The sequence below is a fragment of the Campylobacter concisus genome, assembly GCF_050447445.1.
GTDB classification, from domain to species: Bacteria; Campylobacterota; Campylobacteria; order Campylobacterales; family Campylobacteraceae; genus Campylobacter_A; species Campylobacter_A concisus_BI.
The window spans coordinates 959,383-985,104 of sequence record NZ_JALMFW010000001.1 but is presented as its reverse complement, the minus strand read 5'-3'; the positions used below and the strand labels follow the sequence as shown (position 1 = coordinate 985,104).

Annotated in this window: 30 protein-coding genes; 26 read left to right on the top strand and 4 right to left on the bottom strand. The window is 40.1% G+C overall.

What is annotated here, in order from left to right:
- Positions 1-88: 88 nt before the first annotated feature.
- The 7 genes from MTT30_RS05130 to MTT30_RS05100 all read left to right on the top strand — a co-directional run bounded on the left by MTT30_RS05130 (position 89) and on the right by MTT30_RS05100 (position 7,366).
- Entirely contained in the window at positions 89-907 is an 819-nt protein-coding gene (locus MTT30_RS05130; RefSeq protein WP_429801216.1) for a peptidylprolyl isomerase, read from the top strand.
- A 15-nt stretch (positions 908-922) separates the two neighbouring features.
- On the top strand, positions 923-1,987 hold the full coding sequence (gene fbaA / locus MTT30_RS05125; RefSeq protein ID WP_429801215.1) for a class II fructose-bisphosphate aldolase: 1,065 nt from the start codon (positions 923-925) through the stop codon (positions 1,985-1,987).
- A gap of 4 nt (positions 1,988-1,991) precedes the next feature.
- Positions 1,992-3,305: a MotA/TolQ/ExbB proton channel family protein gene (locus MTT30_RS05120; protein ID WP_429801214.1), complete on the top strand. Its 1,314-nt coding sequence runs from the start codon at positions 1,992-1,994 to the stop codon at positions 3,303-3,305.
- The gene (locus tag MTT30_RS05115; RefSeq protein WP_429801213.1) at positions 3,302-4,393 is read left to right on the top strand and encodes an OmpA family protein; all 1,092 of its coding nucleotides are present in this window, start codon (positions 3,302-3,304) and stop codon (positions 4,391-4,393) included. The genes MTT30_RS05120 and MTT30_RS05115 overlap by 4 nt, the downstream gene beginning before the upstream one ends.
- Positions 4,386-5,237, top strand: coding sequence for a pyridoxal-phosphate dependent enzyme (locus MTT30_RS05110; protein ID WP_429801212.1), 852 nt, complete (start codon positions 4,386-4,388; stop codon positions 5,235-5,237). The genes MTT30_RS05115 and MTT30_RS05110 overlap by 8 nt, the downstream gene beginning before the upstream one ends.
- Entirely contained in the window at positions 5,234-6,526 is a 1,293-nt protein-coding gene (gene hisD, locus MTT30_RS05105) for a histidinol dehydrogenase (protein ID WP_429801211.1), read from the top strand. The genes MTT30_RS05110 and hisD overlap by 4 nt, the downstream gene beginning before the upstream one ends.
- Positions 6,527-6,610: 84 nt before the next feature.
- Positions 6,611-7,366 (top strand): flagellin, encoded by a 756-nt coding sequence (locus MTT30_RS05100; protein WP_429801210.1) that lies wholly within the window; start codon positions 6,611-6,613, stop codon positions 7,364-7,366.
- 229 nt (positions 7,367-7,595) lie between these two features.
- Here the strand turns inward: MTT30_RS05100 and rpoD are convergent, their stop codons facing one another.
- Complete coding sequence (gene rpoD / locus MTT30_RS05095) at positions 7,596-9,452, bottom strand: RNA polymerase sigma factor RpoD (protein WP_429801209.1); 1,857 nt, start codon at positions 9,450-9,452, stop codon at positions 7,596-7,598.
- Between the two features lie 148 nt (positions 9,453-9,600).
- Here rpoD and MTT30_RS05090 point away from each other — a divergent pair, with 148 nt between their 5' ends.
- Together MTT30_RS05090 and flgG are read left to right on the top strand one after the other, a co-directional pair.
- Positions 9,601-10,410 (top strand): flagellar hook-basal body protein, encoded by an 810-nt coding sequence (locus tag MTT30_RS05090; protein ID WP_107788386.1) that lies wholly within the window; start codon positions 9,601-9,603, stop codon positions 10,408-10,410.
- Positions 10,411-10,425: 15 nt separating this feature from the next.
- On the top strand, positions 10,426-11,214 hold the full coding sequence (gene flgG / locus MTT30_RS05085; RefSeq protein WP_021091447.1) for a flagellar basal-body rod protein FlgG: 789 nt from the start codon (positions 10,426-10,428) through the stop codon (positions 11,212-11,214).
- A gap of 130 nt (positions 11,215-11,344) precedes the next feature.
- Here the strand turns inward: flgG and MTT30_RS05080 are convergent, their stop codons facing one another.
- The gene (locus MTT30_RS05080; protein ID WP_429801208.1) at positions 11,345-11,491 is read right to left on the bottom strand and encodes a hypothetical protein; all 147 of its coding nucleotides are present in this window, start codon (positions 11,489-11,491) and stop codon (positions 11,345-11,347) included.
- A 7-nt stretch (positions 11,492-11,498) separates the two neighbouring features.
- Positions 11,499-11,945 (bottom strand): tetratricopeptide repeat protein, encoded by a 447-nt coding sequence (locus MTT30_RS05075; protein WP_429801207.1) that lies wholly within the window; start codon positions 11,943-11,945, stop codon positions 11,499-11,501.
- A gap of 102 nt (positions 11,946-12,047) precedes the next feature.
- On the opposite strand from MTT30_RS05075, the gene MTT30_RS05070 reads away from it, so the two are divergent.
- The 6 genes from MTT30_RS05070 to MTT30_RS05045 all read left to right on the top strand — a co-directional run bounded on the left by MTT30_RS05070 (position 12,048) and on the right by MTT30_RS05045 (position 16,696).
- On the top strand, positions 12,048-12,707 hold the full coding sequence (locus MTT30_RS05070; RefSeq protein WP_429801206.1) for an AzlC family ABC transporter permease: 660 nt from the start codon (positions 12,048-12,050) through the stop codon (positions 12,705-12,707).
- Entirely contained in the window at positions 12,704-13,042 is a 339-nt protein-coding gene (locus tag MTT30_RS05065; RefSeq protein WP_429801205.1) for a branched-chain amino acid transporter permease, read from the top strand. Before MTT30_RS05070 ends, MTT30_RS05065 begins: the two co-directional genes overlap by 4 nt.
- 11 nt (positions 13,043-13,053) lie before the next feature.
- On the top strand, positions 13,054-14,040 hold the full coding sequence (locus tag MTT30_RS05060; protein ID WP_429801204.1) for a type II asparaginase: 987 nt from the start codon (positions 13,054-13,056) through the stop codon (positions 14,038-14,040).
- A gap of 107 nt (positions 14,041-14,147) precedes the next feature.
- Positions 14,148-14,747: a LysE family translocator gene (locus tag MTT30_RS05055; protein WP_429801203.1), complete on the top strand. Its 600-nt coding sequence runs from the start codon at positions 14,148-14,150 to the stop codon at positions 14,745-14,747.
- Between the two features lie 10 nt (positions 14,748-14,757).
- Positions 14,758-15,654, top strand: coding sequence for a DUF4299 family protein (locus MTT30_RS05050; RefSeq protein ID WP_429801202.1), 897 nt, complete (start codon positions 14,758-14,760; stop codon positions 15,652-15,654).
- A 190-nt stretch (positions 15,655-15,844) separates the two neighbouring features.
- On the top strand, positions 15,845-16,696 hold the full coding sequence (locus MTT30_RS05045) for a hypothetical protein (RefSeq protein WP_429801201.1): 852 nt from the start codon (positions 15,845-15,847) through the stop codon (positions 16,694-16,696).
- A gap of 20 nt (positions 16,697-16,716) precedes the next feature.
- On the opposite strand, the gene MTT30_RS05040 is transcribed toward MTT30_RS05045, so the two are convergent.
- The gene (locus tag MTT30_RS05040) at positions 16,717-17,676 is read right to left on the bottom strand and encodes an SLAC1 anion channel family protein (RefSeq protein WP_429801200.1); all 960 of its coding nucleotides are present in this window, start codon (positions 17,674-17,676) and stop codon (positions 16,717-16,719) included.
- A gap of 83 nt (positions 17,677-17,759) precedes the next feature.
- Here MTT30_RS05040 and MTT30_RS05035 point away from each other — a divergent pair, with 83 nt between their 5' ends.
- From MTT30_RS05035 to MTT30_RS04985, 11 genes are all read left to right on the top strand, one after another.
- Positions 17,760-18,404 (top strand): Crp/Fnr family transcriptional regulator, encoded by a 645-nt coding sequence (locus tag MTT30_RS05035; protein WP_103560655.1) that lies wholly within the window; start codon positions 17,760-17,762, stop codon positions 18,402-18,404.
- Positions 18,405-18,488: 84 nt separating this feature from the next.
- The gene (locus MTT30_RS05030) at positions 18,489-19,826 is read left to right on the top strand and encodes an NAD(P)/FAD-dependent oxidoreductase (RefSeq protein ID WP_107812407.1); all 1,338 of its coding nucleotides are present in this window, start codon (positions 18,489-18,491) and stop codon (positions 19,824-19,826) included.
- A 10-nt stretch (positions 19,827-19,836) separates the two neighbouring features.
- A complete protein-coding gene (locus MTT30_RS05025; protein WP_021091464.1) occupies positions 19,837-19,998 on the top strand; it encodes a YgaP family membrane protein in 162 nt (53 codons plus the stop codon).
- A 4-nt stretch (positions 19,999-20,002) separates the two neighbouring features.
- Positions 20,003-20,185 (top strand): YgaP family membrane protein, encoded by a 183-nt coding sequence (locus tag MTT30_RS05020; protein WP_429801199.1) that lies wholly within the window; start codon positions 20,003-20,005, stop codon positions 20,183-20,185.
- A 124-nt stretch (positions 20,186-20,309) separates the two neighbouring features.
- Complete coding sequence (locus MTT30_RS05015) at positions 20,310-20,795, top strand: 3-isopropylmalate dehydratase small subunit (protein ID WP_429801198.1); 486 nt, start codon at positions 20,310-20,312, stop codon at positions 20,793-20,795.
- The gene (leuB, locus tag MTT30_RS05010) at positions 20,792-21,859 is read left to right on the top strand and encodes a 3-isopropylmalate dehydrogenase (RefSeq protein WP_429801197.1); all 1,068 of its coding nucleotides are present in this window, start codon (positions 20,792-20,794) and stop codon (positions 21,857-21,859) included. Before MTT30_RS05015 ends, leuB begins: the two co-directional genes overlap by 4 nt.
- A complete protein-coding gene (locus MTT30_RS05005) occupies positions 21,856-22,101 on the top strand; it encodes a hypothetical protein (RefSeq protein WP_021091490.1) in 246 nt (81 codons plus the stop codon). Before leuB ends, MTT30_RS05005 begins: the two co-directional genes overlap by 4 nt.
- The gene (locus MTT30_RS05000) at positions 22,098-22,514 is read left to right on the top strand and encodes a CiaD-like domain-containing protein (RefSeq protein WP_429801196.1); all 417 of its coding nucleotides are present in this window, start codon (positions 22,098-22,100) and stop codon (positions 22,512-22,514) included. The genes MTT30_RS05005 and MTT30_RS05000 overlap by 4 nt, the downstream gene beginning before the upstream one ends.
- The gene (locus MTT30_RS04995; protein WP_429801195.1) at positions 22,474-23,652 is read left to right on the top strand and encodes a CCA tRNA nucleotidyltransferase; all 1,179 of its coding nucleotides are present in this window, start codon (positions 22,474-22,476) and stop codon (positions 23,650-23,652) included. The genes MTT30_RS05000 and MTT30_RS04995 overlap by 41 nt, the downstream gene beginning before the upstream one ends.
- An 82-nt stretch (positions 23,653-23,734) precedes the next feature.
- A complete protein-coding gene (locus tag MTT30_RS04990; protein ID WP_429801194.1) occupies positions 23,735-24,214 on the top strand; it encodes a tRNA (cytidine(34)-2'-O)-methyltransferase in 480 nt (159 codons plus the stop codon).
- Complete coding sequence (locus MTT30_RS04985; protein ID WP_429801193.1) at positions 24,211-25,614, top strand: endonuclease/exonuclease/phosphatase family protein; 1,404 nt, start codon at positions 24,211-24,213, stop codon at positions 25,612-25,614. Before MTT30_RS04990 ends, MTT30_RS04985 begins: the two co-directional genes overlap by 4 nt.
- Positions 25,615-25,722: the final 108 nt, after the last annotated feature.

Below are 25,722 nucleotides of genomic sequence, written 5' to 3'. Positions count from 1 at the left end.
TTTTACCTTATTTTCTTAAGTTAAATGAAAAGTTATCGCTTTATTTGATATAATCCTGCCCATAAAATCAATTTTTTAAAGGATTTATATGAAAAAATTTTTGTTTCCAGCAGTTTTAAGTTTAGCAGCGGCTGTTACTCTAAATGCAGCAGTAGTTGCAACAGTTGATGGTGATGCTATAAGCGATAGCGATATTTCAAGCCTTTTATCGGCAGCTATGCCAGGATTTGACGCTAGTAAGCTTCAACCAAATGAGAAAAAACGTATAATCGACGATCTAATAAACAGAAAACTTCTTTTAAAAGATGCTAAGTCAAGCGGTATCGAAAAAGATGTAGAGTACATCAAAGCTGTAAAAGCAGCGCAAGAAGGCATCGCAGTTGAGCTTTATATGAGAAAGCTTTTTGATGGCATAAAAGTAAGTGATAACGAGCTAAAAGATTTTTACAATAAAAATAAAGCAAGTATGAATGAGCCAGCTCAAGCAAAAGCTAGACATATCCTAGTTGAAGATGAAAAAACAGCAAACGATATTATTGCTCAGCTTAAAAATTTAAAAGGCGAGGCTCTAACTAAGAAATTTGCAGAGCTAGCAAGCCAAAAATCAATCGACAAAGGCTCAGCAGCACACGGTGGCGAGCTTGGCTGGTTTGGTCAAAGCCAAATGGTAAAACCTTTTGCAGACGCAGCATTTTCAATGGCCAATGGCACAGTTTCAACTAAGCCAGTTAAAACTCAGTTTGGTTACCACGTTATCTTAAAAGAAGATGGCAAAGCTGCTGGTACTGTAAGCTTTGAACAAGCAAAAGCGGAGATCGAGCAAGCTGTTAAAATGGAGAAATTCCAAGCTGCTGTTAGACAAAAAAGTGAAACTTTACGCCAAAAAGCAAAGATAGAATATAAATAAAATTTGGAGGATAAAATGGGCGTTTTAGATATTGTAAATGCTGGAGTTTTAAGCGGAGATGATGTAACAAAACTTTATGCTTACGCCAAAGAGCAAGGTTTTGCGATACCTGCTGTAAATGTCGTGGGAAGTGACTCTGTTAATGCCGTTTTAGAAGCAGCAAAGGTTGCTAACTCGCCTGTTATCGTTCAGTTTAGTAATGGCGGCGCAGGTTTTTATGCTGGTAAAGCCTGCGAAAATGCAGCCGTTCTTGGTGCGATCGCTGGCGCAAAGCATGTTCATCTGCTTGCCAAGGCTTACGGCGTGCCAGTCATCTTACACACTGACCACGCTGCTAGAAAGCTTTTGCCTTGGATAGATGAGCTAGTAAAAGCAAGCCATGAGTATAAAAAAACTCACGGCGTGCCACTTTTTAGCTCTCACATGCTTGATCTTAGCGAAGAGAATATCAACGAAAATTTAATCACGTGCGAGAAGTATCTAAAAGAGCTTAGCGAGCTTGGCATCAGCCTAGAAATCGAGCTTGGTGTCACTGGTGGCGAAGAGGACGGCGTGGATAACACAAGTGTTGATAACGCACTTCTTTACACTCAGCCAGAGGACGTCGCACTTGCTTATGAAAGACTAAGTAAGATAAGCGATAAATTTAGCATCGCAGCTAGTTTTGGTAACGTCCATGGTGTCTATAAACCGGGCAATGTCGTGCTAAGACCAGAAATTCTTAAAAACTCACAAGCCTATGTGGCAAAGAAATTTAATACAAAAAGTGACAAGCCAGTAAATTTTGTATTTCATGGCGGTAGTGGCAGCGAGCTAAAAGATATCAAAAATGCTGTGAGCTACGGCGTTATCAAGATGAACATTGATACAGATACGCAGTGGGCATTTTGGGACGGCGTACGTGAGTATGAGGCCAAAAATAGAGCGTACTTGCAAGGGCAGATCGGCAACCCAGAGGGCGATGATAAGCCAAATAAAAAATACTACGACCCAAGGAAATGGCTAAGAAGTGGCGAGGAGAGCATGGTTAAGCGTCTTCAGACTGCTTTTAGCGACTTAAACTGCCTAAATAGGAACTAATCCTATGCAAAATCAAAATGATTTTAGTGAGCTAAGCGTGCCAAAAGAGCGCCAAGCTCACTCTTTCTTTGTCTTTTTTAAAGTTATCTTTATCCCTTTAGTCATCTACATCTTGGCAATACTAGCGTATCTTGGCGTTATAAATTTTCAGATGAAGCTTCACACCATCGTGATGATGGGCGTTATACTCTTTGTCGCTTTTATATTTTCACGCCACAGCGCCTTGGTAGCTTACTCAAATTTTTTGGCAAATGCCAAAGATTACAAGATAAGGCTAAAAGAATTTATCATCACTCATCTCTTTGAAATTTCAAGCGTCAAAAAGGCAAACGCTAAATTTGAAGATTTTTTCGAGAGCTACACAAGAAATTTTAGAAATGACAATCTAGCAAACATCGGACAAGCAGTCTTTCCTATGCTTGGAATTTTAGGCACATTTATCAGCATCGCTATCTCTATGCCAGAGTTTAGCTCTAATACTACAGATGGTCTTGAAAAAGAGATCGCTATACTACTAAATGGCGTGGCTACGGCGTTTTATGTATCGATTTATGGTATATTTTTAGCGCTTTGGTGGATGTTTTTTGAAAAGATAGGCGTTAGTAAATTTGAGAAATTTTATAGCGAGCAAAAAGAGCTTAGCCGTGAGTTTTTCTGGCAGGAAAATGAACTAAATGCAAATTTTATGAAAGCAAGTGTAGGCTACTTTAAAGATAGTCATGACGCCTTTAAAATGGTGCTTGACGATAAATTTTTAAGAAATTTAAACGATCAGGTAAATGAAAAATTTGACAGACTAAAAGAGCTTTGCGAAATAGAGAAAAATATCATCAATCAAAGCAAGGCCGAGCTTAGCGCAAACCTTAAAATGCTAAATGAAGCTAGCCTAAAACAAGACGAATTTGTAAAAATCCACTCCGATATGCTAAAGGCAGTAAGCGCGTTTTCTAATGCCTTTAAAGATATGGAGGTTAAAATTTTAACCGAGCATGCAAAGCTTGGCGAAATTTTTAATAGAAATTTAAACGCCACAAAAGAAAATCAGCTTAAATTTGAGCAGACTATCAAGAGCTTTGACAAGGTTTTAAGAGAATTTTCATACTCGCTCATGAAAGAGCAAAACGACGCACTAAAGGAATTTAGAGCCTCACTCGTGGAGAGTGCGACGATATTTAAGGTAGCTTATGAGCAAGAGGGCAGGAGCTTGGAGCGTGAAAAAGAGCGCGAGAGTCTCATAGCTGAGCTTAAGAAAAACATAGACGAGATCGATAAAGAAGCAAATTCTGTAATAGAAAAAATCGAAAATCTAGTGCAATGAAAATAAACAAAAATAACGAGGATCAATCGAGCTTTTGGGTTTCGTACGCGGACTTGATGGCGGGTCTACTCTTTGTTTTTATGCTGCTAATAGGCGCTGTCGTCGTAAAATACGTCCTAACTCAAAACACCCTTGAAAATAAAGAGCAAGCCATCATCGCAGCACTGGCAAATTTAAAAGACGCCCAGGGTAGAAATTTCACCCTTGAAGAGCTAAATGACGCCCTAAAAAGAGAGCTTTCAAAGATAAGCGACGAAAATATAAATTTGAAAAAATCAAATGAAATTTTTGTTATCCAAATAGACGCTCTAAAAGAAAAGCTAGCTCAGCTAATAAATGAAAACAAAGATGCAAATGCGAGCATAAAAGAGCTAAACACAAGCATTTTTGATCTAAATCAAAAGATGATCGTGCTAAATGATGAAATTTCATCAAAAGATAGAGCGCTTAGCGACGCAAATGAAAGTAGCGAGAAAAATTTAGCCAAGATCGCCTTTTTACTCGAGCAAGTGAGCAAAAAAGAGGCTAGATATGACGAGCTTTTAAGGGATCTAAATATCACTCGTGACAGGGTCAAAAACCTAACTGGCATAAGGGTAAAAGTGATCTCAGCTCTAAAAGATAGGCTAGGATCGAGCATCGAGATCGATCCAAACTCAGGCGCGCTAAAGCTTAGCTCCTCAGTACTTTTTGATAAAGGAAGTGCGGTCCTAAAAGAAGAGGTCAAAGAGGAGCTAAAGGCGACACTTGGTAAGTATTTTGACGTGCTTTTAAATGACAAAGAGATCGCCTCAAACATCGATCAGATAATAATCGAAGGCTTTACAGATAGCGATGGAAGCTATATTTATAACTTAGAGCTTTCGCAAAAAAGAGCTTACGCGGTGATGGAGTTTATAAACTCATTTAGCGATGACGTTCGCCTTAGAAAGTTGCTTGTCGCAAGCGGACGAAGCTACAATGAGCTAATTTTTAAAGACGGAGCCGAGGACAAGGACGCTTCAAGGCGCATAGAGATCAAATTTTCACTCTCAAACAAAGAGGCTATCAACGAGATAGAGAAATTTTTGGAGTTTAAGGGTGATTGATAAAATTTGCTTAAGAGAGCGAGAGTTTTGGCTTTTAAGAGATGATCTGCTAGGCGAGTTTAACGGCAATAAAGCAAGAAAACTAGAGTATTTTTTAAAGGCCGATCTTAGCGGCATCAAGGCCATCGTATCTCACGGCTCAAGCCAGTCAAATGCGATGTATAGCCTAAGTCTTTTTGCTAAGCTAAAGGGGCTTAAATTTTACTACGTCGTCTCTCATCTAAGCTCAAATTTAAAGCAAAATCCGGTTGGAAATTTCAAATTTGCACTTGAAAATGGCATGGAAATTTTTGTAAAAGAAGAACGTGAAAAATTTGCTAAAGAGCTAGCAAAGAGCAAAAATGCACTTTTTATAAATGAGGGCGTGGCGCAGAGCGAGGCTGAGCTTGGCTTTATCACGCAGGCAAATGAGATAAATGAGTGGAGCAAAAAAAGTGGCATAAGGCCCGATATATTTTTGCCATCAGGCACAGGTACAAGTGCATGCTATCTGGCAAAGCACACCGATCTTAGCGTTTTTACAACTCCTTGCGTGGGGGACAGCGACTATCTAAAAAAGCAAATTTATGAGCTAGACAAAAATAGCAAGGTGCAAATTTTAAATCCACCAAGGAAGTATCATTTTGGGAATTTATACCCAGAGCTTTATGAAATTTGGCTTGAAGTGTGCAAAAGCGGTGTAGAATTTGACCTAGTGTATGACCCTGCTGGCTTTATCACGCTTTTTGCAAATTTAGATAAGCTTGGAGCTGAAATTTTATATATCCACCAGGGTGGAATTTTAGGTAACATTACACAAAGACAAAGATACGAGAGAAAATTAAAATTAAAGGAGCATAAATGAAATTTTTTCATAGTAGTGACGCTGATTTTGAGAGTAAATTTTTACAGCTTGTTAAACGAAGTGATAATGACATGAGTGCTGTAATGCCGGTGGTTGCTGGAATAATAGATGAGATAAGAAAAGATGGCGATAGCGCACTTTTTGCGCAGATAGCTAAATTTGATAAATTTAGCGTTACAAGTAAAAGCGACATAATAATCGACGTTAAAGAGATGGAAGCTGCCTACAACTCGCTAGATAATGCTTTGAGAGTAGCTTTAAAATTAGCTCACGACAGGATAAAAAGCTACCACGAGCGCACAAAGCCAAGTGATTGGACCTATAAAGATGAACACGACATCTTGCTTGGTGCAAAATACACCGCGGTTGATCGTGCCGGCCTTTACATCCCTGGCGGTAAGGCAGCATATCCTAGTTCACTTCTTATGAACGCTGTGCCTGCTATCGTGGCTGGCGTAAAAGAGATTGTTGTATGTACACCAGCACCAAATGGCAAGGTAAATCCTTTGCTTCTTGCTGCAATGCATCTTTGTGGTATCAAAACAGCCTTTAAGATAGGCGGAGCAAGTGCTATTGCAGCGATGGCGTACGGAACTGCAACCGTGCCAAAGGTTGATGTTATCACAGGACCTGGTAATATCTACGTAGCAACTGCCAAAAAGCTAGTTTATGGCGACGTAAATATTGATATGATCGCTGGTCCAAGCGAGATAGGCGTCATCGCTGATGACAGTGCCGATCCTCGCCACATAGCTATCGATATGCTCTCACAAGCCGAGCACGACGAGATCGCAAGTGCCTTTTTGATAACGCCAGTAGAAGCTTTCGCAAGGGCAGTACAAAGACACATCGAAGATGAGCTAAAGACACTAAAACGTGAGCCAATCGCAAGTGCAAGCATAAGAAATAAAGCTGCAATAATAGTGGCAAAAGATTTAAAAGAGTGTTTTGCTCTCATGAATGAGCTTGCTGTTGAGCACCTAGAGATCGCTACAAACGATGCTTTAAGTTATATCGATGATGTGACTCATGCGGGCGCTATATTTTTTGGACACTTTACGCCTGAAGCGATGGGTGATTATATCGCTGGACCAAATCACACATTGCCAACTGGTGGAAGTGCTAGATTTTACTCGCCGCTTGGAGTTGAAAATTTCATGAAGCGAAGTTCGATCATTTCAGTAAGTAGAAAAGGTATTATGCATCTTGGCAAATCATGCATGCAGCTAGCCGAAGCCGAAGGGCTAACTGCTCATAAAAAATCAGTTGCGGTGAGACTAGAAGAGTAAAGAAAAATAGATTTTATAAAGATTTTGTAACTTTTTATAGAATTTATAGTAGAATCCATAGCGAATTATTAAAAAGGAGTTGTTATGAAGTTAGGAACTTATACTGCAAACCAGGCTTCAGGAAACTATTATTTAGATCAAGCAAAAAATAGCGAGAAGAAGGCGCTAAATGCCATCTCTGCAAACAGCGAGATCAAAGCATCAGGTGCAAATTTACAAATCGCAGAGAGTTTGCTTTCGCAAACAAATGTCTTGAACGAAGGTTTGGCAAATGCAAACGATATGATCGGTATGCTTCAAATCGCTGATTCAACGCTTTTAAATTTAAGTAAAAGTACGGATAGAATAGGCGAGCTTTCAAGTAAGCTTACAAATCCTACTCTATCAGCAAATGAACAAAAAGGCATAAAGGGCGAGATCAGTGCACTAAGAAATGCTATGAATGATAGCGTAAAAGAGGCTAAATTTAACGGCAAAAATGTATTTGATGCTGAGCTTGGATTTTTTACAGGCGAGAGTACAAAAAATATAAATTTGGGCACAAATGCTCTTTTAAATGTCAAAGATGACAGCTCAAATACAGGTGAAATTTTAAAAAATATAAATTCACTTCGTTCAGAGATCGGATCAACACAAAATGCTGTATTTAGAGGTATAAATGCTCTAGCCGCAAGAAGCGTGGCAAATGCTAATAGTGTAGAGAACCTTGATAGCAGCGACATCGCAAAGAGCTTGGAAGAAAATTTACAAGCAAATTTAAAACTTCATGCTGCGAGCTTAGCCAAAGCTCATGACACTACGAGCTTAGCTACAAAACTAGATAAACTACTAGCTGAATAAATTTTTACCGGTCTTGCGCCGGTAAATTCTTTTTATCTAACCTTATTCTTTAAAAAATATTAAGTTTTTTGTATTTTTAAGTTGGTCTAATGGCTAAATGAGGGCTGAATCCAGCCTTTCAATAATAAAATCAATGTAGATTGTTAGTGAAATTTGTTGCTAAAAAATTTTTAAATTTTATAAAGCTAAAGAGAAAGTCTTAAGGAAAATATCCAAAAGAAAAGGGCTTTTAGCCCTCAATGTAGTTTTTGAGTTTTCTACCGACTTTCGGGTGTTTTAGTTTTTTGATAGCTGAGCTTTCTATCTGGCGAACACGCTCGCGAGTAACATTTAGAGCCTTACCGATCTCTTCAAGTGTGCGGTCGCTCTCATCCTCAAGCAAGCCAAATCTCATCGAAATAACTGCTTTTTCGCGCTCATTTAGCTGCGAAAGTACATCGTCAATTTGCTCTCTAAGGTCACTTTTTAAAATTTGCTCTATCGGAGAAAGTGAGCTTTTATCCTCAACAAAATCTCCAAATTTACCGTCTTCTTCGTTTGCGATCGGAGCTTCGAGGCTGATAGGCTCTTTTGTGATCTTGATGACTTGTTTTACCTTATCAACACTTAGTCCAACCTCTTTTGCGATAACGCTTACATCAGGCTCTTTCCCCTCTTCTTGGAGGTATTTGCGGTTTATTTTATTGATACGATTTATTGTCTCTATCATGTGGATAGGTATCCTGATTGTTCTTGCCTGATCTGCGATCGCACGCGAAATAGCCTGGCGTATCCACCATGTGGCGTAGGTTGAAAATTTATAACCTTTTCTGTATTCAAATTTATCAACCGCCTTCATAAGGCCGATGTTGCCCTCTTGGATGAGATCCAAAAATGGTAAGCCCCTATTTGTATAGCGTTTCGCGATACTTACGACTAGACGGAGATTTGACTTAGCCATTCTGGCTTTTGCCTCGTCAGAAATTTTCTTTCCACGTTTGATCTGCTCTAAAATTTCTTTTAGCCTTGTTGGCTCAAGATCAAAGCCTTGCTTGCTTGCCTCTTTTGTAGTAAATAGCTTTTTGATCTCGACATAAGTTGAGACCATCGTAGCTTCTGGCACGCGAGCTGCGATCTCTTCTTTACTAAGCTTGATGATATCTTTTAGTATGCTTTTGTGATTTTTCTTAAGCTCGTCGCTAAACATTGGTAAGCGATACTCCAAGCGTTTTAGCTCTCTATCAAATTCATCATCGCTTTTTAGCGCTGTCTCCATTGATTTTACGATCTCGCTAATTAACTTGCTTGTTGGGCCAAGGTCCATTAGCTTCTCTTTTAAAATTTTCTTTTTAAATGCAAGAGTTATCTTTGAAGTCGTGTCATCGCTCTCAACTTTATCTTGTTTGTTTGCAGTCTTTAGCCACTCTTTTTTTGCCTTTTCAAGGGCCTTAAAGCTCTCTATAACTTTTTCAGCACGTTTATCGTTTTTGGCTGATTTTTTAGGAGCTTCGTTTTCTTCGTTCTCTTCATCTTCCTCGTCTATATCGTCTTCGCTATCTTCATTTTCTTCGTTTTCACTCTCGTCCTCAAAGCTCTTAAAAAGCTCTTTTACACGGCGTTCCCTATTGATGAGCGGCTCTTTGTAATCAAGTATGAAATCGATCAAAAATGGCACAGAACAAAATGCGTCAATAATGATATCTTCGCCAAGCTCGATTCTTTTGCTGATCTCTACCTCTTCATCTTTTGTAAGAAGCGCGATCTGTCCCATTTCTCTTAGATACATCCTGACAGGACTATCTGACCTTGACCACTCTAAAAGGTCACTTTCGCCTGAAAGATCGAGATCCTCGTCAATATCTTGATCACTTTTTTGAGCATTTTCTTGACGTTTTTTAGCATCAGCTAAATTTCTAAGCTTTGCAGCTTCAGCAGATGTGATTAGCTGGACTTTATTTGTTTTTGCTAGTTGTTCTATCTTTTTTACTATCGTAGCAGTCGGAGCTTTGTCTAATAATTTTACTAATTTTTCGTATGTCAAAAAGCCTTTTGCATTTTCAGCAAAAAGCTCTTCTATCTGAGAAAAAGAGTCTTTTGCGGCGCTCATAAATTTCCTTTCGAATCGTCTAATTGTGATTTAAGTGTTGTTTAAAAGAAAGTGGATTATACCCAAATTTTGTAAATGTGTATAAAAACAAAGTTGGAACGATGATTGCTTAGTAGCTATAAAAATCAAAAATTGATTAGGAAATTGTATGCAAAATGGTTATTATCAAGCCACAGCTGGCATGGTAACGCAGTTTAACAGATTAAACGTTATCTCAAATAATCTTGCAAATGTAAATACGATCGGCTACAAGCGAAACGATGTGGTCATCGGTGACTTTGCGAGAATTTTTAAAGAGACGCAAGATGAGCTTCCGCTTAAAAATCATACAAAAGATGGAGCTAAATTTTTAAATAGAACGCTTGACCGCGTACCACAAGTAAGTGAAGAGTACACCGACTTTAGCGCTGGTGGCTTTAAATACAGCTCAAACACGCTTGATTTTGCGATAAAAAGAGATGACGCATTTTTCTTAGTCGATACTCCAAATGGCGTAAAACTTAGCAAAAATGGCTCTTTTAGTCTTGACGGCGACGGCTACATCGTCACAAAAGAGGGCTATAAGGTGCTGCCAAGTGGCTACGAGGCGCAAAACCCTGGTCAAAGAGGTATCCAAGTACCACAAGGAGAGGTGTTAACTGCTGATAAAAATGGAAATTTATACTCAAATAATAATCAATTTTCTAAATTTTTTATCGCTCAGCCAAGAGAGATAAGAGATCTAAAAAAGGTCGGAGACAATCTCTTTGAGAGTAGAAATTTTGACGACATCACGGAACTTGACGAGGCTGACAGCGTTATGCAAGGATATGCCCAGATGTCAAACGTAAACCCAGTTTTAGAAATGGTCGGTCTAATAGAAACCCAGCGCTTAGTTGATATGTATCAAAAGGTTATGACAAGCCACATGAGTGATCTTAACCAAGATGCTGTTCAAAAACTAGCCCTAAAAGCTTAATAAAAGGATAAAACTATGATGAGATCACTTTACACTGCGGCCACTGGCATGATAGCTCAGCAGACGCAGATAGATGTAACCTCACACAACATTGCAAACGTAAATACTTATGGATACAAAAAAAATAGAGCTGAATTTGCTGATCTTATGTATCAAGTCATGGAGTATGCAGGTACGGCTACAAGTCAGACTACTACAAGCCCAACTGGTATCGAGGTGGGTCTTGGTGTGCGCCCAACGGCGATAAATAAAATTTTTTCTCAGGGCTATTTTAAAGAAACTAGCAATAACCTAGATATGGTAATAGCTGGCAACGGATTTTTTCAGATTCAGCTACCAGATGGCACCACTGCTTATACTAGAAATGGTGCTTTTAAGCTTGATGCAAACGGCACGATTGTAAATAGCGATGGCTATCAGCTGATCCCTCAGATCACAGTCCCTGCAAATGCGACGCAAATTTCTATCGGCACAGATGGCACAGTTTCAGTTCTCCAAGCAGGTGAGAGAGAGATGGCTCAGATAGGTCAGATCGAGTTAGCAAACTTTATAAACCCAGCCGGCCTTCACTCAATGGGCGACAACAACTATCTAGAAACAAGCGCTAGTGGTAACGTGGTGGTAGGTGTTGCAGGACTTGACGGACTTGGTACGATCAGACAAGGGTTTGTTGAGATGAGTAACGTTCAGCTAGTTGAAGAGATGACCGACCTCATCACCGGCCAGCGTGCGTACGAGGCAAACTCAAAGGCGATAACCACGAGTGACTCGATGCTTGAAATAGTAAATGGGCTTAAAAGGTAAGTAGTATGGATGTGACTCTGACTATCGTTGGGCTTATATTGGTTGCTTTTACGCTTGAGGTATTTTATTTTTCAAATAATACTTCAAAAGAAAAGGACTCAATAAAGCAGACGCATTAATTTGGTCTAAATTATAAATTTGGCAGTACTATTGTTGCTTGATGAATTATAAATTTTTGAGGCATCTTTGTAACTGCCTGTAATTTTTCTCTTATCCTACTACCACTTTGATACATCTCGCCTAAAATTTCTGCTCTTAAGAGCAAGAATAAAAGCATCTTTTGCTTAATTAAAATTTTTAAGCATACTGCATGCTTCTTCCAAATCAAGCTCGCAAGCTTTTTTGTAGTAGTTTTTTGCTCTATTTTTATCTTGCAACATATCAGCATCTCCAGTTTCATAGATGAGTGCAAGAGTATAGCAAGCAAATGCATTTTTTAGTTCGCAAGCTTTATTATAAAGCCTAAGCCCTTCTTCTTTCTCTTGTGCTAGAGTGTCTTTTTGTAGATATGTATTTCCTAAAAATAGACAACTGTGTGGATTGCCTAGTTCGCAGGCCTTGTTCGCCATAGCTGCCATTTTATCGCGCTCATTTTTGTCAAGGTAGATATATATAAGATCGGTGCAGCTTTCTATGTTGTTTAAAGCGCATTCACTTTCAAGCTTGGTAGTATCTAAATTTTTACCCCAAGAAAATAGAATACAAAATAAAATTAGAATTACCTTTTTCATCTTTTAACTCCAAAAATTTCTATCATTTTATAAAATTTAACTCTATTTTTACTCTTATTTTTAAATTTTTGCTAACATTTTGGCTTTTATTAAGGTAAAAATTTGACATTTAACTACATTTTTAAACTATCTATTCCTCTTTTTATGGGCTATTTCCCGCTTGGCGTGGCCTTTGGCGTGCTGGCAAAGAGTATGGGTGTGAGCGCATTTATCGCTGTGGCACTTAATACATTAGCATACGGCGCAGCGCAGTTTATGATACTCTCGCTTTTTAGCGCGGGTACGGGGCTTTTAGAGGTTTTTATCGTCTCGTATCTGGTAAATTTACGCCATACTTTTTACGGGCTGGCGCTTTTAAAAGAGTACAAAGATCTCAAATACCGCCTTTTAAATATCGCGACTCTCACGGACGAAACCTTTGCTATATTTAAGGCGCTTAAGATCTTGGACGCGGCGGAGCGCAGCTATGTTTTTACGCGCTTAAATTTGATCTCGTGGCTCTACTGGGCGGCGGGAACGGCGGTCGGATGCCTAGCCGGCGGGCTGATAAAGGTCGATACGAGCGGGCTTGAGTTTAGCTTAACCGCGCTTTTTATCGTTATCGTGATGGAGATGTTTAAAAACGATAAAAATTATAAAGTGCTAGGCGCGGCGTGCTTGTTTGGAGTCGCCGGCGTAGCGCTCATGCCTGCCAAAGCGATGCTGGTAGGCTCGATGGCGCTTTGCTTTATTTTTATTTTAGTTTTTAAGGATAAGCTTTGATAAGCGTGAATTCTAGCGAGTGGGCGATATTTGCCGCCGTTTTGTTAAGCGCGTTTGTGACCTTTTTAACGCGCGCCGCACCGTTTTACGTCGTCAAAAACTATAAGCCTAGCCCGTGGCTTAGCGCCGTGGAGCGACACATGGGGCTGATGATAATGGTTATCTTGGTGTGCTACGGACTAAGAGGCATCAAATTTGACGTTTATCCGTACGGACTAAACGAAGCGCTAGCCGTTTTTAGCGCGGTTTTGATTCATCTAAATTTTAAAAATACCCTGCTTAGCATCGCGGCTTCGACGGGCATTTATATGGCGCTAATCAGGCTTGCGGCTTAAACGGAGGTTTTATGAAAAGAGTTACTATACTAGCAGTGGGCGGCACGGTAGCGGGAAGCGGCCCCGGATCGCTTGATGCGAGCTATACCTCAGGAACCGTTACGGTGGATAAACTAATCGCCGCGGTGCCTGAAATCAACAAGATAGCGACCATCAAAGGCGAGCAGATCTCAAACATCGGCTCGCAGGAGATGAACAACGAAGTTTGGTTTAAGCTGGCAAACAGAGTAAACGAGCTGCTAACTAGCGGCAAGGCCGACGGCATCGTCATCACGCACGGAACGGACACGATGGAGGAGACGGCGTATTTTTTAAATTTAGTCGTCAAAAGCGACAAGCCGATCGTGTTTACGGGCGCGATGAGAAACAGCGGCTCGCTAAGCGCGGATGGCCCTCTAAATATCTTTAACGCCGTAAATGTCGCGATGAGTAAAGAAGCCGCAGGCAAGGGCGTAGTAGTCGTGATGAACGACGAGATTCACGCGGCGCGCGAAGTAACCAAAAGCGATACGACGGCGGTTGATGCCTTTAAATCTCCAAACAGCGGCAAGATCGGCACGGTGTATTACGGCAACGTCAAATTTTATATGAATCCGCTTCGCAAACATACGCTAAATTCGGTATTTGATATCACGAAGATCAAAGAGCTTCCAAGAGTAGATATCATCTATAGTCACTCAAACGACAACCCGGATTTTATAAATTTAGCCGTCAAAAACGGAGCCAAAGGCATCGTAAACGCCGGCATGGGTAACGGAAATCCATTCCCAAGCGCGCTTGAAGCTCTAGGCGAAGCGGTCAAAAACGGCGTAGTAGTCGTGCGCGACTCGCGCGTAGGTAGCGGCGAGACCACGCTAAACGGCGAGGTAGACGACGGCAAATACGGCTTTTTAGCTAGCGACAACCTAAACGCGCAAAAAGCTAGAGTGCTCTTGATGCTTGCGCTTACAAAAACAAGCGATAAAGCCAGAATTCAAGAGTATTTCTTAACTCACTAAAAAGAGACGGCTTGGTCCGCCTTTTAAATTTAAGCTATAAATTTGATCGCTGGATCTGATTTATGGATTAAATTTTTATATTTGTTAGCTAAATTTCAAGGCTTTTTATGGACTTCTTACTCTTTTTCGTCACGCTTGCTCCTATCTCGCTAATGCCCGGTATTAACATGACCTATGCGATGAGTATCGGTATGAGCTTTGGTTATAAGTACTCGCTTATTATGATGACCGGGCAGCTTCTTTCGCTTGCTTTCGTGGCGTTTTGCTGTATGCTTGGCGTGAGCGCGGTGCTACATCACTTTGAGTACGCATTTAAGGCGCTAAATATCATCGCGGGGCTTTATCTGCTGTATCTGGGCGCGATGCTCTTTTTTGGCAAGGGTGAGCTTAGCATCACGAACGTCTCAAATTCGCCAAGCAAAAAGCAGATGTTTATAAATGGCCTGGTTGTCAGCGTCTCAAACCCAAAGGCGTGGATATTTTTCTCAGCCTTGCTTCCTACATTTTTGGATAAAGACGACCCTTTTAGCCTTACTCGCATGTGCGTTATCGCAGCAACACTGCTTTTTGTCGAGTTTTGCGCGCTAAATATCTATGCGCTTGGGGGAGCTATGCTAAAGAAATTTTTACAAACTCACCTAAGGCTACTTGAAATTTGCACTGCCGTCATAGTCTGCGCTATCGGCGTGCTTTTGCTATTTAGATAAAGGAGAATTTATGAGTTTGACATTTAGTGTAAAAAACAAAAAGAAGCTACTTGGCGGATATGCAAAAGCACTAAGCGAGCGTGAAATTTCAGAGCTTGTAGAAGGGCTTTTCTTTTTTAATGGCAAACAAGAAGAGCCAGGCACAAATGAGCTGGGCGCTGACGTGATGATCGCAGGTGTGTGGCAAAAGAGTGTTCGTGGCTTTGAGCTAAACTATGAAGACGGCAAATATATCGTTCGAGTCTGCACTCCAAGCGGCGTTGGTGACTGGCAGATCGCGCTTGAGCTACTCTCAAAGCTCTCAGCCCAAACCGGCTCGAAAATAGAGTGCGACAACGAGGAAATTTACGATGAAAAGCAAATTTTAAAATTTGATTATGAAGCTGACATAATGTGGGGACTTGAAGCTCTAAAGGACGCAAAAGAGAAAAATCAAACGCTTTATATCTATGGCGTGGAGCGCGACGTGGCGTTTGACGCGGTTATGATAGATGAAATTTTTGCAAGTGCCAGCCCTGTGGCTAAATTTGATGAGATGATGAGGCAGGTGCAGTATCTTGACGCTTATAGCGCAAGAGAGAATTTATACGAAGATAAAAATGGAAATGAAATTTTTGGCGCGTATACGCTTAGTGAAAATTTGCCGACCATCTTGCCTTACGCTCCCTCTCCTTCGTGGCAAGCACAAGAAGCCCTAGGAGATCGCAAGGTCTCGCGCTGGATACTTGCACTAGTCGTCGGCGTAGACGATAAGGACGCGCACGTATTTGGCGAATGCGAATACAACGCTTTCATGAAAAATTTACCAAAAGAAAAATACCGATTCATCGATGCGGCAAATGTGCTAGTTGAGCCGCTTAGCGAAGAGGAGATGAGAGAAATTTTTAAAAAGGCAAATAAAGCTTAGTTTTAAGTTAATAAACCACTCGAAAATGAAAATTCGCCTCAGGCTTGCTTAAAAAGTTAAGTCGGTTTTAAGCGCGGATTTAAACTCGTAAAAGATAGAATTTTACTGGCATTGTCGCTTTTTGGGCTAAATTAGGCGAAATTTTAACCTAAATTAATCTATGCTTTGCGTGATTTGAAAAAGGATAAAAATGAAAATTTTAAAAGCTATTTTCGCGGCGGCATCGGCGGTTTGCTATCTAAACTCGGCCGTTTTACCGCAAAGCGATTGGAGCAAAAGGGAGCTAAAAGGCGAGGTCAAAAGCATGACGGCTACGGAGTACGAATACTCTATGGACGGCTTGGGCGCGCTAGAAAATACGCGCGTAAAGCGGACGGAGTTTAACGAAAACGGCTATATACTGCAAGAAACCGAGCATATAAACGGCGCGCCAAACGGCTCGGTTTTGTTTGAGTACGGCAAAGACGGGCTAATACGCAAAAAGTATCAAGACAGCGCCGTTTATCTTTACGAATACGAATTTGACGGCGAAAATTTAGTCGCAACGGCCAAAGAACAGCATGTGGAGGATAAATTTTACCCCCGCACGGAGAAAACCACTTACGGCAAGGACGGCAAAATGATCGCTAGGGCGACGTATTCGGGCGGGACGCTAGTAACGGACGATAGCTATGTCTACGACGAAAAGGGCGTTTTAACGCGGATAGAAAATAATATGGAGCCGCGGCACGGCATAGAGATAAGCTTCGAGTGCAAGCCAAACGGCGAATACGAAAAAATCACGCAAGCCCCAAACTCAAAATGGATTTATTACTACGCCGCAAACGGCGACGAGATGGAGTATACGTCGGTAAATTACTTCGGCTCCGAGGCAAAAATCTGGCAAATTTTGCAGTTTAAAGACATAACGAGGGACGAGCGGGGGAATTTGACGCGTAAAACCTCGGTCAAATTTAAGCCCGCGGACAAATACTATGAAAACGGCGATATAACGGAAATCGGCCTATATAAAAAGCTGGAAATCAGCTACGAATACTACTAAAGTAAATTTTTGAGCTAAGGCTATTTTTCCGAAAAAATTTCACCGTTTATTATAGATTTAACCGTTAAAAACCCGACTATCAAAATTGAAGCGACTAAAGCTGCAAAAGCGCCGACTCCCAAAACTAAGTAAAAATCGCTTTGCGTAATTTCGTAAGCTTTTAAAAACGCTATGGAGCTAGCGGCCGTCGGGAAGGTAAAAGCCCACCACGATAGGGCGAATTTGAGTTTAATAAATCTTTTATACGAAAAAAGTATAAGCGCCGCGAAAAATACGTTTATATTAAGCAGTATCGCCGCAAAAGCGTCGAATCGCTCGGTTAATTTTACGTATCCCAAAAACGCCATAGCCGGCGGCGCTAGCGTAATGACTAGCGTCGGGACGAATTTGTCGGCTAACTTATCGCAAAAAACTAACCTATAAAATATAACGGCGAATAAAATAATCCAGAAAAATAGCCCCAAACTAAAATAATACCAGATCGCTTGAGATTTTTCGGCTATGATCGGGATTAGCAAGTTGCCCACTACGGGGATAAACCATGCCGGATTTAGCGTCGCGATATCGAATTTTTCGTCGATCCAAAAAGAAATTACGTAAAGCGTAAAAATCGTTTGTAAGCCTAAAGCCGCGTAAAAAAGCGAGTAGTATAGTCGCGGCGCGTCTTTGTAGGCTAGAGCTAAAAGAAAAAGCGAAATAATAAACCCGCCGAAAAAATTTATCTTTATAGGGTGCGAAAATTCGGCCTTTACTTCTTCTTTAAATTTTAAAAGCTTAAAGAGGTAAAACGCCGAAAGTAGGCAAAATACCGTGCAGTCTAGCGCTCTAAGCGCCGAGAATATCTCGCCGGGTAAATCAAATATCTCGCTTAATTTCTTATAAGCCGCGCAAAGCCCTCCAAGCCCCATAGTACCGGCAAAAAGCATAATCGGAAGCGATTTTATTTTGCTTTGCGAGTCGTTTTGCTTAACGTTGTGCATTGTTTTTCTTTTCGTATTAAATTTTTATGCAATATTACCTATAATAAGGTTAAATTTTTGTAACGAAGTCACGAAAGGGCAAAATGCTAAGCGAAGAGTTAAAAGAAATTTTGCGCGAGAGGTTTACGAATAATTTCGATCTAGCAAGCGAGGATCTAAATGCGATCTTTGCCAACGCGTATCTAAAAACCGTAAAAAAGGGCGATATATTTTACTCCGGAAACGATTGCTTCGGATTTATACTTATACTAAAAGGCGTTTTAAGAGCGTTTGTATCATCTAGCGCAAAGGAAATAACGATATTTAGGCTAACTAAAGACGAGAGTTGCGTGCTGTGCGATACTTGTTCTATAAATTCGCTAGAAAATAAAGTAAGCGTCGAAATCGAGCAAGATAGCGAGATTATCGTTATTCCGGCGCGAATTTACAAGCCTCTTAAAGAAAAATATCCGAGCATTTTAAATTTTACCCTAAAAATCGTAGCCGATCGGTTTGCCAGAACGATAAACGTTATGGAACAGGCTTTGTTTTCGCCGCTTTCGGCGCGGATTATGAATTTTTTATCTCAAAGCATCGAAAATCTAAACGAAAATTTTATAAAAATAACTCACGAAGAGCTGGCGAATCATCTAGGAAGCGCTAGAGAAGCGGTATCTAGGGTGCTTAAAGAGCTTGAGAGAAGCGGGCAAATAACGCAAAGCCGTGGCGAAATAAGGCTAGTTTCTTAAAATTCTCGTTTTAAGGTAACATTGTTACGGATAGGGCGGCCTTTTTTAGGTAGCATTTCATAAACTCGTTTTAAAGGAGAATTTATGAAAGGACTGCAAAGAAGAGACGCTTTAAAGCTAATGGGGGCCGCGGGACTAGCCGCGAGTATGAGCGGTTGCTCGGCAACGGGCGGCGAAAACGACGATATAAATTCTAAAATCGTCATAATGGGCGCGGGACTTAGCGGTATCGCGTTGGCGGCTAAACTTAGAAGAGATATGCCTAACGCCAAGGTAATTCTCGTGGATAAAGACGAGAAATTTTACTACCAGCCGGGCTTTACGCTAATCGCCGTCGGAATTTACGAAGCTAGCGACGTCGTTTACGAAAAAGCGGATTATATCCCGCAAGGAACCGAGTGGATACGCAAAAACGTATCGGAGATAAAGCCCGAAGCCAATCTGCTCGTCTTAGATGACGGGAGCGAACTAGGGTATGATTATCTAATCGTAGCAAGCGGCGTGGAATACGACTTTGAAGCCGTTAAAGGGCTTAGCTTAGAGGATATTAACGATACGAGCGGCAACATATCCTCCGTCTACACTCTACAAGGCGCCGTAAAGAGCAACGAGCTGATGAAAAAATTCTCTCAAAACGGCGGCGCGGCTGTATTTTGCGATCAAAAAACCCCGATGAAATGCAGCGGCGCTAATAAAAAAGTAACTTGCATGAGCGAAGATAGGCTGAGGTTGGCCGGCAACCGCGATAAAGGCAGCGTTAATCTTTACGTCGGCGGCGGCAAGCTTTTCGGCGATCCGACTTATGCCGCGGCGATGACTCAAATAATGATAAAAAGAAAGATAAAATTTAATCTTCGCCACCAAATCGTAGCCGTCGATAAAAGCTCAAATACCGCTACTTTCGAGTTTTGGACGGCGTATAGGCAAAACGGCGAAGATAAAATCGCATCCGAGCTAATCGACGTAAAATACGACTGGCTTCACTTGCCGCCTAAGCAAAAAGGAAGCGAAATTTTAGCTCGCGCCGGCCTAACCAAAGAGGGCGACAAGCTAAATTTCCTAGCCGTCGATAAATACAGCCTACAAAGTACAAAATTTAAAAATATATTTGGTATCGGCGATATTTGCGGATTTGCGTCCGGCAAAACGGGAGCTAGCGTTAGGAAAATGTATCCGATCTTAGCTAAAAATTTAGCCGATACGATAAAAGGACGAGAACCTAGCGAGAAATTTACAGGATATACGGCTTGCCCTTTTATCACCAAATACGGCAAGGCCATAATGGTAGAGTTCGACTGGGAGGGAACGGCTCCGACTTTAGAGTGCTTCGGTGCTACCAGGGAGAGCTATATGAGTTGGCTGGTTAAAATTTACGGATTTAAACCTATGGTTATGAACGGAATGCTAAAAGCTTTGGCTTAAAGGAGATAAAATGAGCGTTTTAGATAAAACTATACGTTTGATTATAGCGGCGATTTGGTTTTTTATTTTCGGATTTATTTGCGACTGCTGGTTGTGGACGGTCGGGCTAATTCCGCTTTTAACGGGATATTACGGCTACTGCCCGCTTTATAAAATTTTTAAGAAAAGGTAAAAATATGGTAAGCGTGAAAAGTAGAATTATTAGGGTCGTACTGGGGCTAATTTTTACGGTAGCGGTTTGGTATTTTTACGAGAGCTACTGGGCGTTAATCGGCCTAATTCCAATCATTGTCGGTGTTACCGGATTTTGCCCAACGTGTAAATTCTTAGGTAGGTGTTCTTTAAATTTAAAAAGATAAAAAGGGCGTTTTAGCGCCCTTTGCCTTGCCCTTTAGCCGTTTAGGCCGCAAATTTTATTCGCCGTTTGATGAATTATTTAGCTACTTTTGGCTAAAATCTCGAAAATTTAAAAAAGGCGAAACGATGAATAAAGTTTGGAAATTCGGCGGCAATATCGATACCGATATAATTATCGCCGCCAGATACTTAAATACTTCCGATGAAAATATCTTAGCAAAACATATAATGGAGGATGCCGATCCTAATTTTAGCTCCAAGATAGATAAGGGCGACATTATCGTAGCGGGAGAAAATTTCGGCTGCGGTAGCTCTCGCGAGCACGCTCCTATCGCGCTTAAAGCTGCTGGCATTGGCGCGGTGATAGCTAAAAGCTACGCGAGAATATTTTATAGAAATAGCTTTAACACAGGACTTTTGATACTTGAGATAAAAGAAACAGATGAGATAAATGCTGGCGATAAGCTAAAAATAGATGTTGATAACGGCGTAATCGTAAATTTAACCAGTGGTAAAGAGTATAAATTTAGTCCTATACCGCCTTTTATGCAAGAGCTTTTAAATGCTGGCGGACTTATAGAGTATGCAAAAGCAAAGATGGAACAAAAATGAAAAAGTATAAAATTTGTGTTATAAAAGGCGACGGTATCGGTCCTGAAATAATCGATGAAGCGATAAAAATTCTAGACGTCATAAGTGCTGAGTTTGGTATGAAATTCGAGTACGACTATAAGCTTATGGGTGGCTCTGCATATGATGTATTTGGTGTGCCTTTGCCAGATGAGACGTTAAGCGCTGCTCTAAGCTCAGATGCTGTGCTTTTTGGAGCGATCGGTGGCGAGAAATGGGACAGTTTGCCAAGACATCTAAGGCCAGAGAGCGGACTTTTAAAGATCAGAAAAGAGCTAGAGGCTTATGCAAATTTACGCCCAGCTATAGTTTTTGATGAGCTGGTTGGTGCTAGCACTCTAAAGCCAGAAGTTCTAAAAGGCGTTGATTTTGTTGTTGTTCGTGAGCTAACTGGTGGGCTTTATTTTGGCCAGCCTAGAGAAAAATGCGAAGATAGAGCGTTTAATACTATGGTTTATTCTAAAATGGAGATCGAACGCATCGCGAAGATCGCTTTTGAAACAGCAATGCTTCGCAAGAAAAAGGTCTGCATGGTCGATAAGGCAAATGTGCTTGAGACAAGCCAGCTTTGGCGCGAGGTGACTAGCGAGGTGGCAAAGGGCTATCCTGAAGTAGAGCTTAGCTTTATGTATGTGGATAATGCGGCGATGCAGCTAGTAAGAGCGCCAGCGAATTTTGACGTCATCCTTACTGAAAATTTATTTGGCGACATTTTAAGTGATGAGGCGAGCATGGTTTGTGGCTCGATCGGCTTACTTCCAAGTGCAAGTATGGGTGGTAAAGTGGGAATTTATGAGCCGATACACGGCTCAGCACCAGACATCGCAGGACAGGGTATAGCAAATCCAATTGCTACCATTTTAAGTGCAGCGATGATGCTAAGATATGCATTTGGCGAGAGTGAGGCAGCAGACGCCATAGAAAACGCTGTAAAAACTGCACTTGCAAAGGGATATAGGACAAAAGATATTGCCGCATTTAACGCAGTTGAGATTTGCTCAACAAGCGAGATAGGCGACGTGATAGCAGGATTTATCAAAAAATGAAAAACACAATCACTGAAGCACTCATCTACGAAGCTCAAGGACTAAAAGATGATGCACTTGAAATTTATAAGAACATCTTAAAGCAAGACCCATCAAACAAAGATGCCCTTAGCGCGATAAACCGCCTGAGCGGACTTCGCAAAGAGCGAGCGATAAAAAACGAGCAGATGAAAGAGTTTTTTATAGCGATGAAAAGTGACGAAGAGATAAATGAATTTAAAAGGTGGTTGATAAGATTATGAAGCTTGATGATATCGCTAGAATGGCAATTAGTGAGGTTAGTGCCGAGCTTGAAAAAATAGAAGCGTTGCAAAGTAAAAAGCAAGAAGAGCTTGAGCGAGAGAATTTAAAAAAAGAGCTTTTGGCTATAGAGTCTAATGAAAATGCACTAAATAACGAGCTAAAAGTTGAGGCAAATTTACAAAATGAGCAAGCATTTGAGGTAAAAGAGGAGCCAGCAAGTCTAACAAAAAGTAGAGAGGTGAGCGAAGAGAAAATTTTCTTAGCAAACCTTGCTGAGCGCATAGAAGTGCTTTTTGAAGGGCTTAAACAAACTAGTGAACAAAATCTTGCTTCAAGGCTTGAGCTAACGACAAAATTTTTAGAATTTACTCTTGCAAATATCGAAAATAGACTCCAAAATCTCTCAAAATAAGCCATTAGACGGCTCAAAAAATGAGATAAAAATCAAAAATGAAATTTATAAAAATAGCGAGCTAGACTTTTTTAGATCGCTATTCTCTCCTTTTTCATCGCGCGTTTATATAGTTGGTGGATGCGTGAGAGATGCACTTCTTGGACGAGAAATTTATGACTACGATATTGAAGTCTATGACATCGAGCCTACTAAGTTTGATGAGATGATGGCTAGCATAGGAGCGAGCGGTGTTGGCAAAAGCTACTTCATCTATAAATATAAAAACTACGACATCGGGCTTCCAAGAAGCGAGAGTAAAACCGGAAATTCGCACAAAGACTTTGCGGTAAGCTATATTAATGATCCAAAAATTGCGAGCCTTAGGCGAGATTTTACGATAAATGCCATGATGATGAATATCTTTAATGGAGAAATTTTAGACTTTCATGGTGGAATGCGCGACTTAGCAAATAAGACATTAAGGCACATTGATAGTGAAAAATTTAAAGAAGATCCGCTAAGGGTGCTTAGAGGAGTGCAGTTTAGCTCAAGGCTTGATTTTAGCATAGCTAATGAGACGCTAGCTCTTATGAAAAGCCTTAGTTTGGAGCATCTAAGCAGAGATAGGATAAATACTGAGCTTATTAAATTTTTTCGAGCAAAGCATCTAGAAAAAGGAGCTTACTATCTTTTTGAGCTTGGACTTATAAGAAAAATTTTTGGTGTGGAAATTTCTAAGGACGATGAGTTTTTGAACGAGCTTAAAAGTGCTAGAGAATTTATAGATGATGAGAGATTATTCTTATATCTATTTTTTGGAAAATTTGAGTCTAATGCAAAAGAAATTTTAGAGAAAATGCATCTGCCAAAAAGCTATTTTTCTATACTAAAAGAGCCTTATTTCAAGGATATGCCAAGCGATAAAGAGCTAATGCAAATAGCACTTAGCATGCCTATAAAATCATGGCTAGGAGCTTATAATAAAAAGCGAATAGAGCGTGCCAAGAAGCTTGGAATTTATGAGGTAAAATTTGATGCGAAGGTTGATGTAGCGGAAATTTTATCAGCTGGCTTTAAAAACGAAGAGATCGCAAAAGAGATAAAACGAAAAGAAGAGCTCGCGATATCAAAATATCTTAATGAGCAAAAATTTTAAATCCCTAAATTTTAAAACTCTTAAAAGCCCATTTTGGCTAAAATAGGCTAGTTTATAACACTTTTTAAGGCAAAGAAAACTTATGTTTAACATAGTCCTAGTCCATCCTCAGATACCGCAAAATACTGGAGCTATCGGCAGAATGTGTGTTAATGCAAATTTAAAGCTGCATATCGTTAAGCCCACTGTGTTTGATCTGAGTGAAAAGGCTGTTAGACGAGCAGGGCTTGACTACTGGAAAATTTTAAATCCAAAAATTTGGGATAGTTTGGAAGAATTTTTAAAAGCAAATTTAAGCCACAAGGATAGATTTTTCTTCGCTACCACAAAGACAAATAGGCTTTACTACGAGGCTAGGTTTAAGCCAGGAGATTTTATATTTTTTGGTGGCGAGAGTACTGGGTTGCCAAGAGAATTTATGGATATAAATTTTAAAAATGCCATAACCATACCAATGGGAAAAGAGGGCAGAAGTCTAAATCTAGCTATGAGTGCTGGCATTATCGCTTATGAGGCGATCAGGCAAAATATCACTGAATTTGACTTTAGGAGTGAGATTTGAGAGTAGTTTTTGCTTTGGTTTTTACCATTTTAGTGGCATTTGCGAGTGAAATTAGCATCGCAACTTATAATGTGCAAAATTTATTTGATTGCAAAGATGATGGTAGCGAGTATCTTGATTTTAAAGTAGGCGTATCCAAATGGGACTGCGATGCAGCTGATTCAAAACTACAAAGAACAAGACAAGTCATAAATGCACTAAATGCAGACATTATCGCACTTCAAGAGATCGAAAATGAGCAGGTTTTAAAAGCTATGGTAAGTGATAGCGAGTATAAATTTATAAGCTTTACAAAGGAGAAAAATTCGCCTGTTGGGCTTGGGCTTATTTCAAAGTTGCAGCCAAGTGGCAGTGAAATTTTTAAAGTTCCAAATGTAAAGACGAGAAATATTTTAAAGGTTGTTTTTGAGACGGAAGGTAAGAAATTTAGCATATTTGTAAATCACTTTCCAACTTATAAAAATGGTATAAATATGCAAAAAAAGGCTGAAAAAACGTTAAGAACAGCTCTAGGTAAAGAGAAAAATGCGATTATTTTGGGTGATTTTAACTCGCCCTTTGGACAAAAATCCATCCTAAATGACATCATTGCAACGAGAAATTTTTATGATCTTTATAAAGAGCTTGAGCCAAAAGATAGATACTCTCACGCAGTGCATGGCAAAAAAAGAGCGATCGATCATGTTTTGCTTTCGCCTAGTTTTATGGAAAATGGCGATCTAAGCTATGTTAGTGGCAGTTTTGAAGTCTTTAAACCAAGCTTTGCAGTTGATGAAAAAGGCTTTGCAAAGAGCGACCTTTACTCAGATCACTTTGCATTAAAGTTTAAAATTTCAACTGATCCAAGCCCAGTAAAAAAGGGCTTTGTGAGTAAAATTTTTAAAAAAGATGAAAATAAAGCCAATAAAAAAATAAGCGAACAAGACTATAAGACAGCTGATGTAGATATGCTTTTTGATCATCCAGAGGCAGTGCCAGCAGTGATTGAAAAAGCGGTTGTTATCTTAAAAGATAAGTATGGCTTTATTATCTCGAAAAATCACCGCGGAATTTATGTTTATGATCCTAAAAATAGCGTTACTGTAGGCGAAGAGCTAGATATTTTAGTAAGGCGAATGAAAATTTATAAAGATGCGCTTGAAGTCAGTTCTTATGAGATCATAAATGAGCATGGTACAAAAGATATTAGCGAAAATTTACTAGATGCATCGCAATTAAGCGAAGCTAGAAATGGTGATATCTTTGCTAAAATTTCGGGCAGACTAGAGAGGGGCTATCTGCATACACCATACGGTAAGATCAGGGTTTATAGTAAGAAAAAGCTAAAAGATGGCGAGTATAGTTTTGAAAATGCGAGAGTTAAAATTTACAAGAGAGAAAACCAAATCGTTGTGGAGTAGAGAGTGCAAATTTTAGATATTTTTATGATTACGGCGTTTATTTTATTTCTTATTTTTATGATAAGAGGCGTCATTTTGCAGTCACAAGAGAAGGAGAGAGCAAGAAAA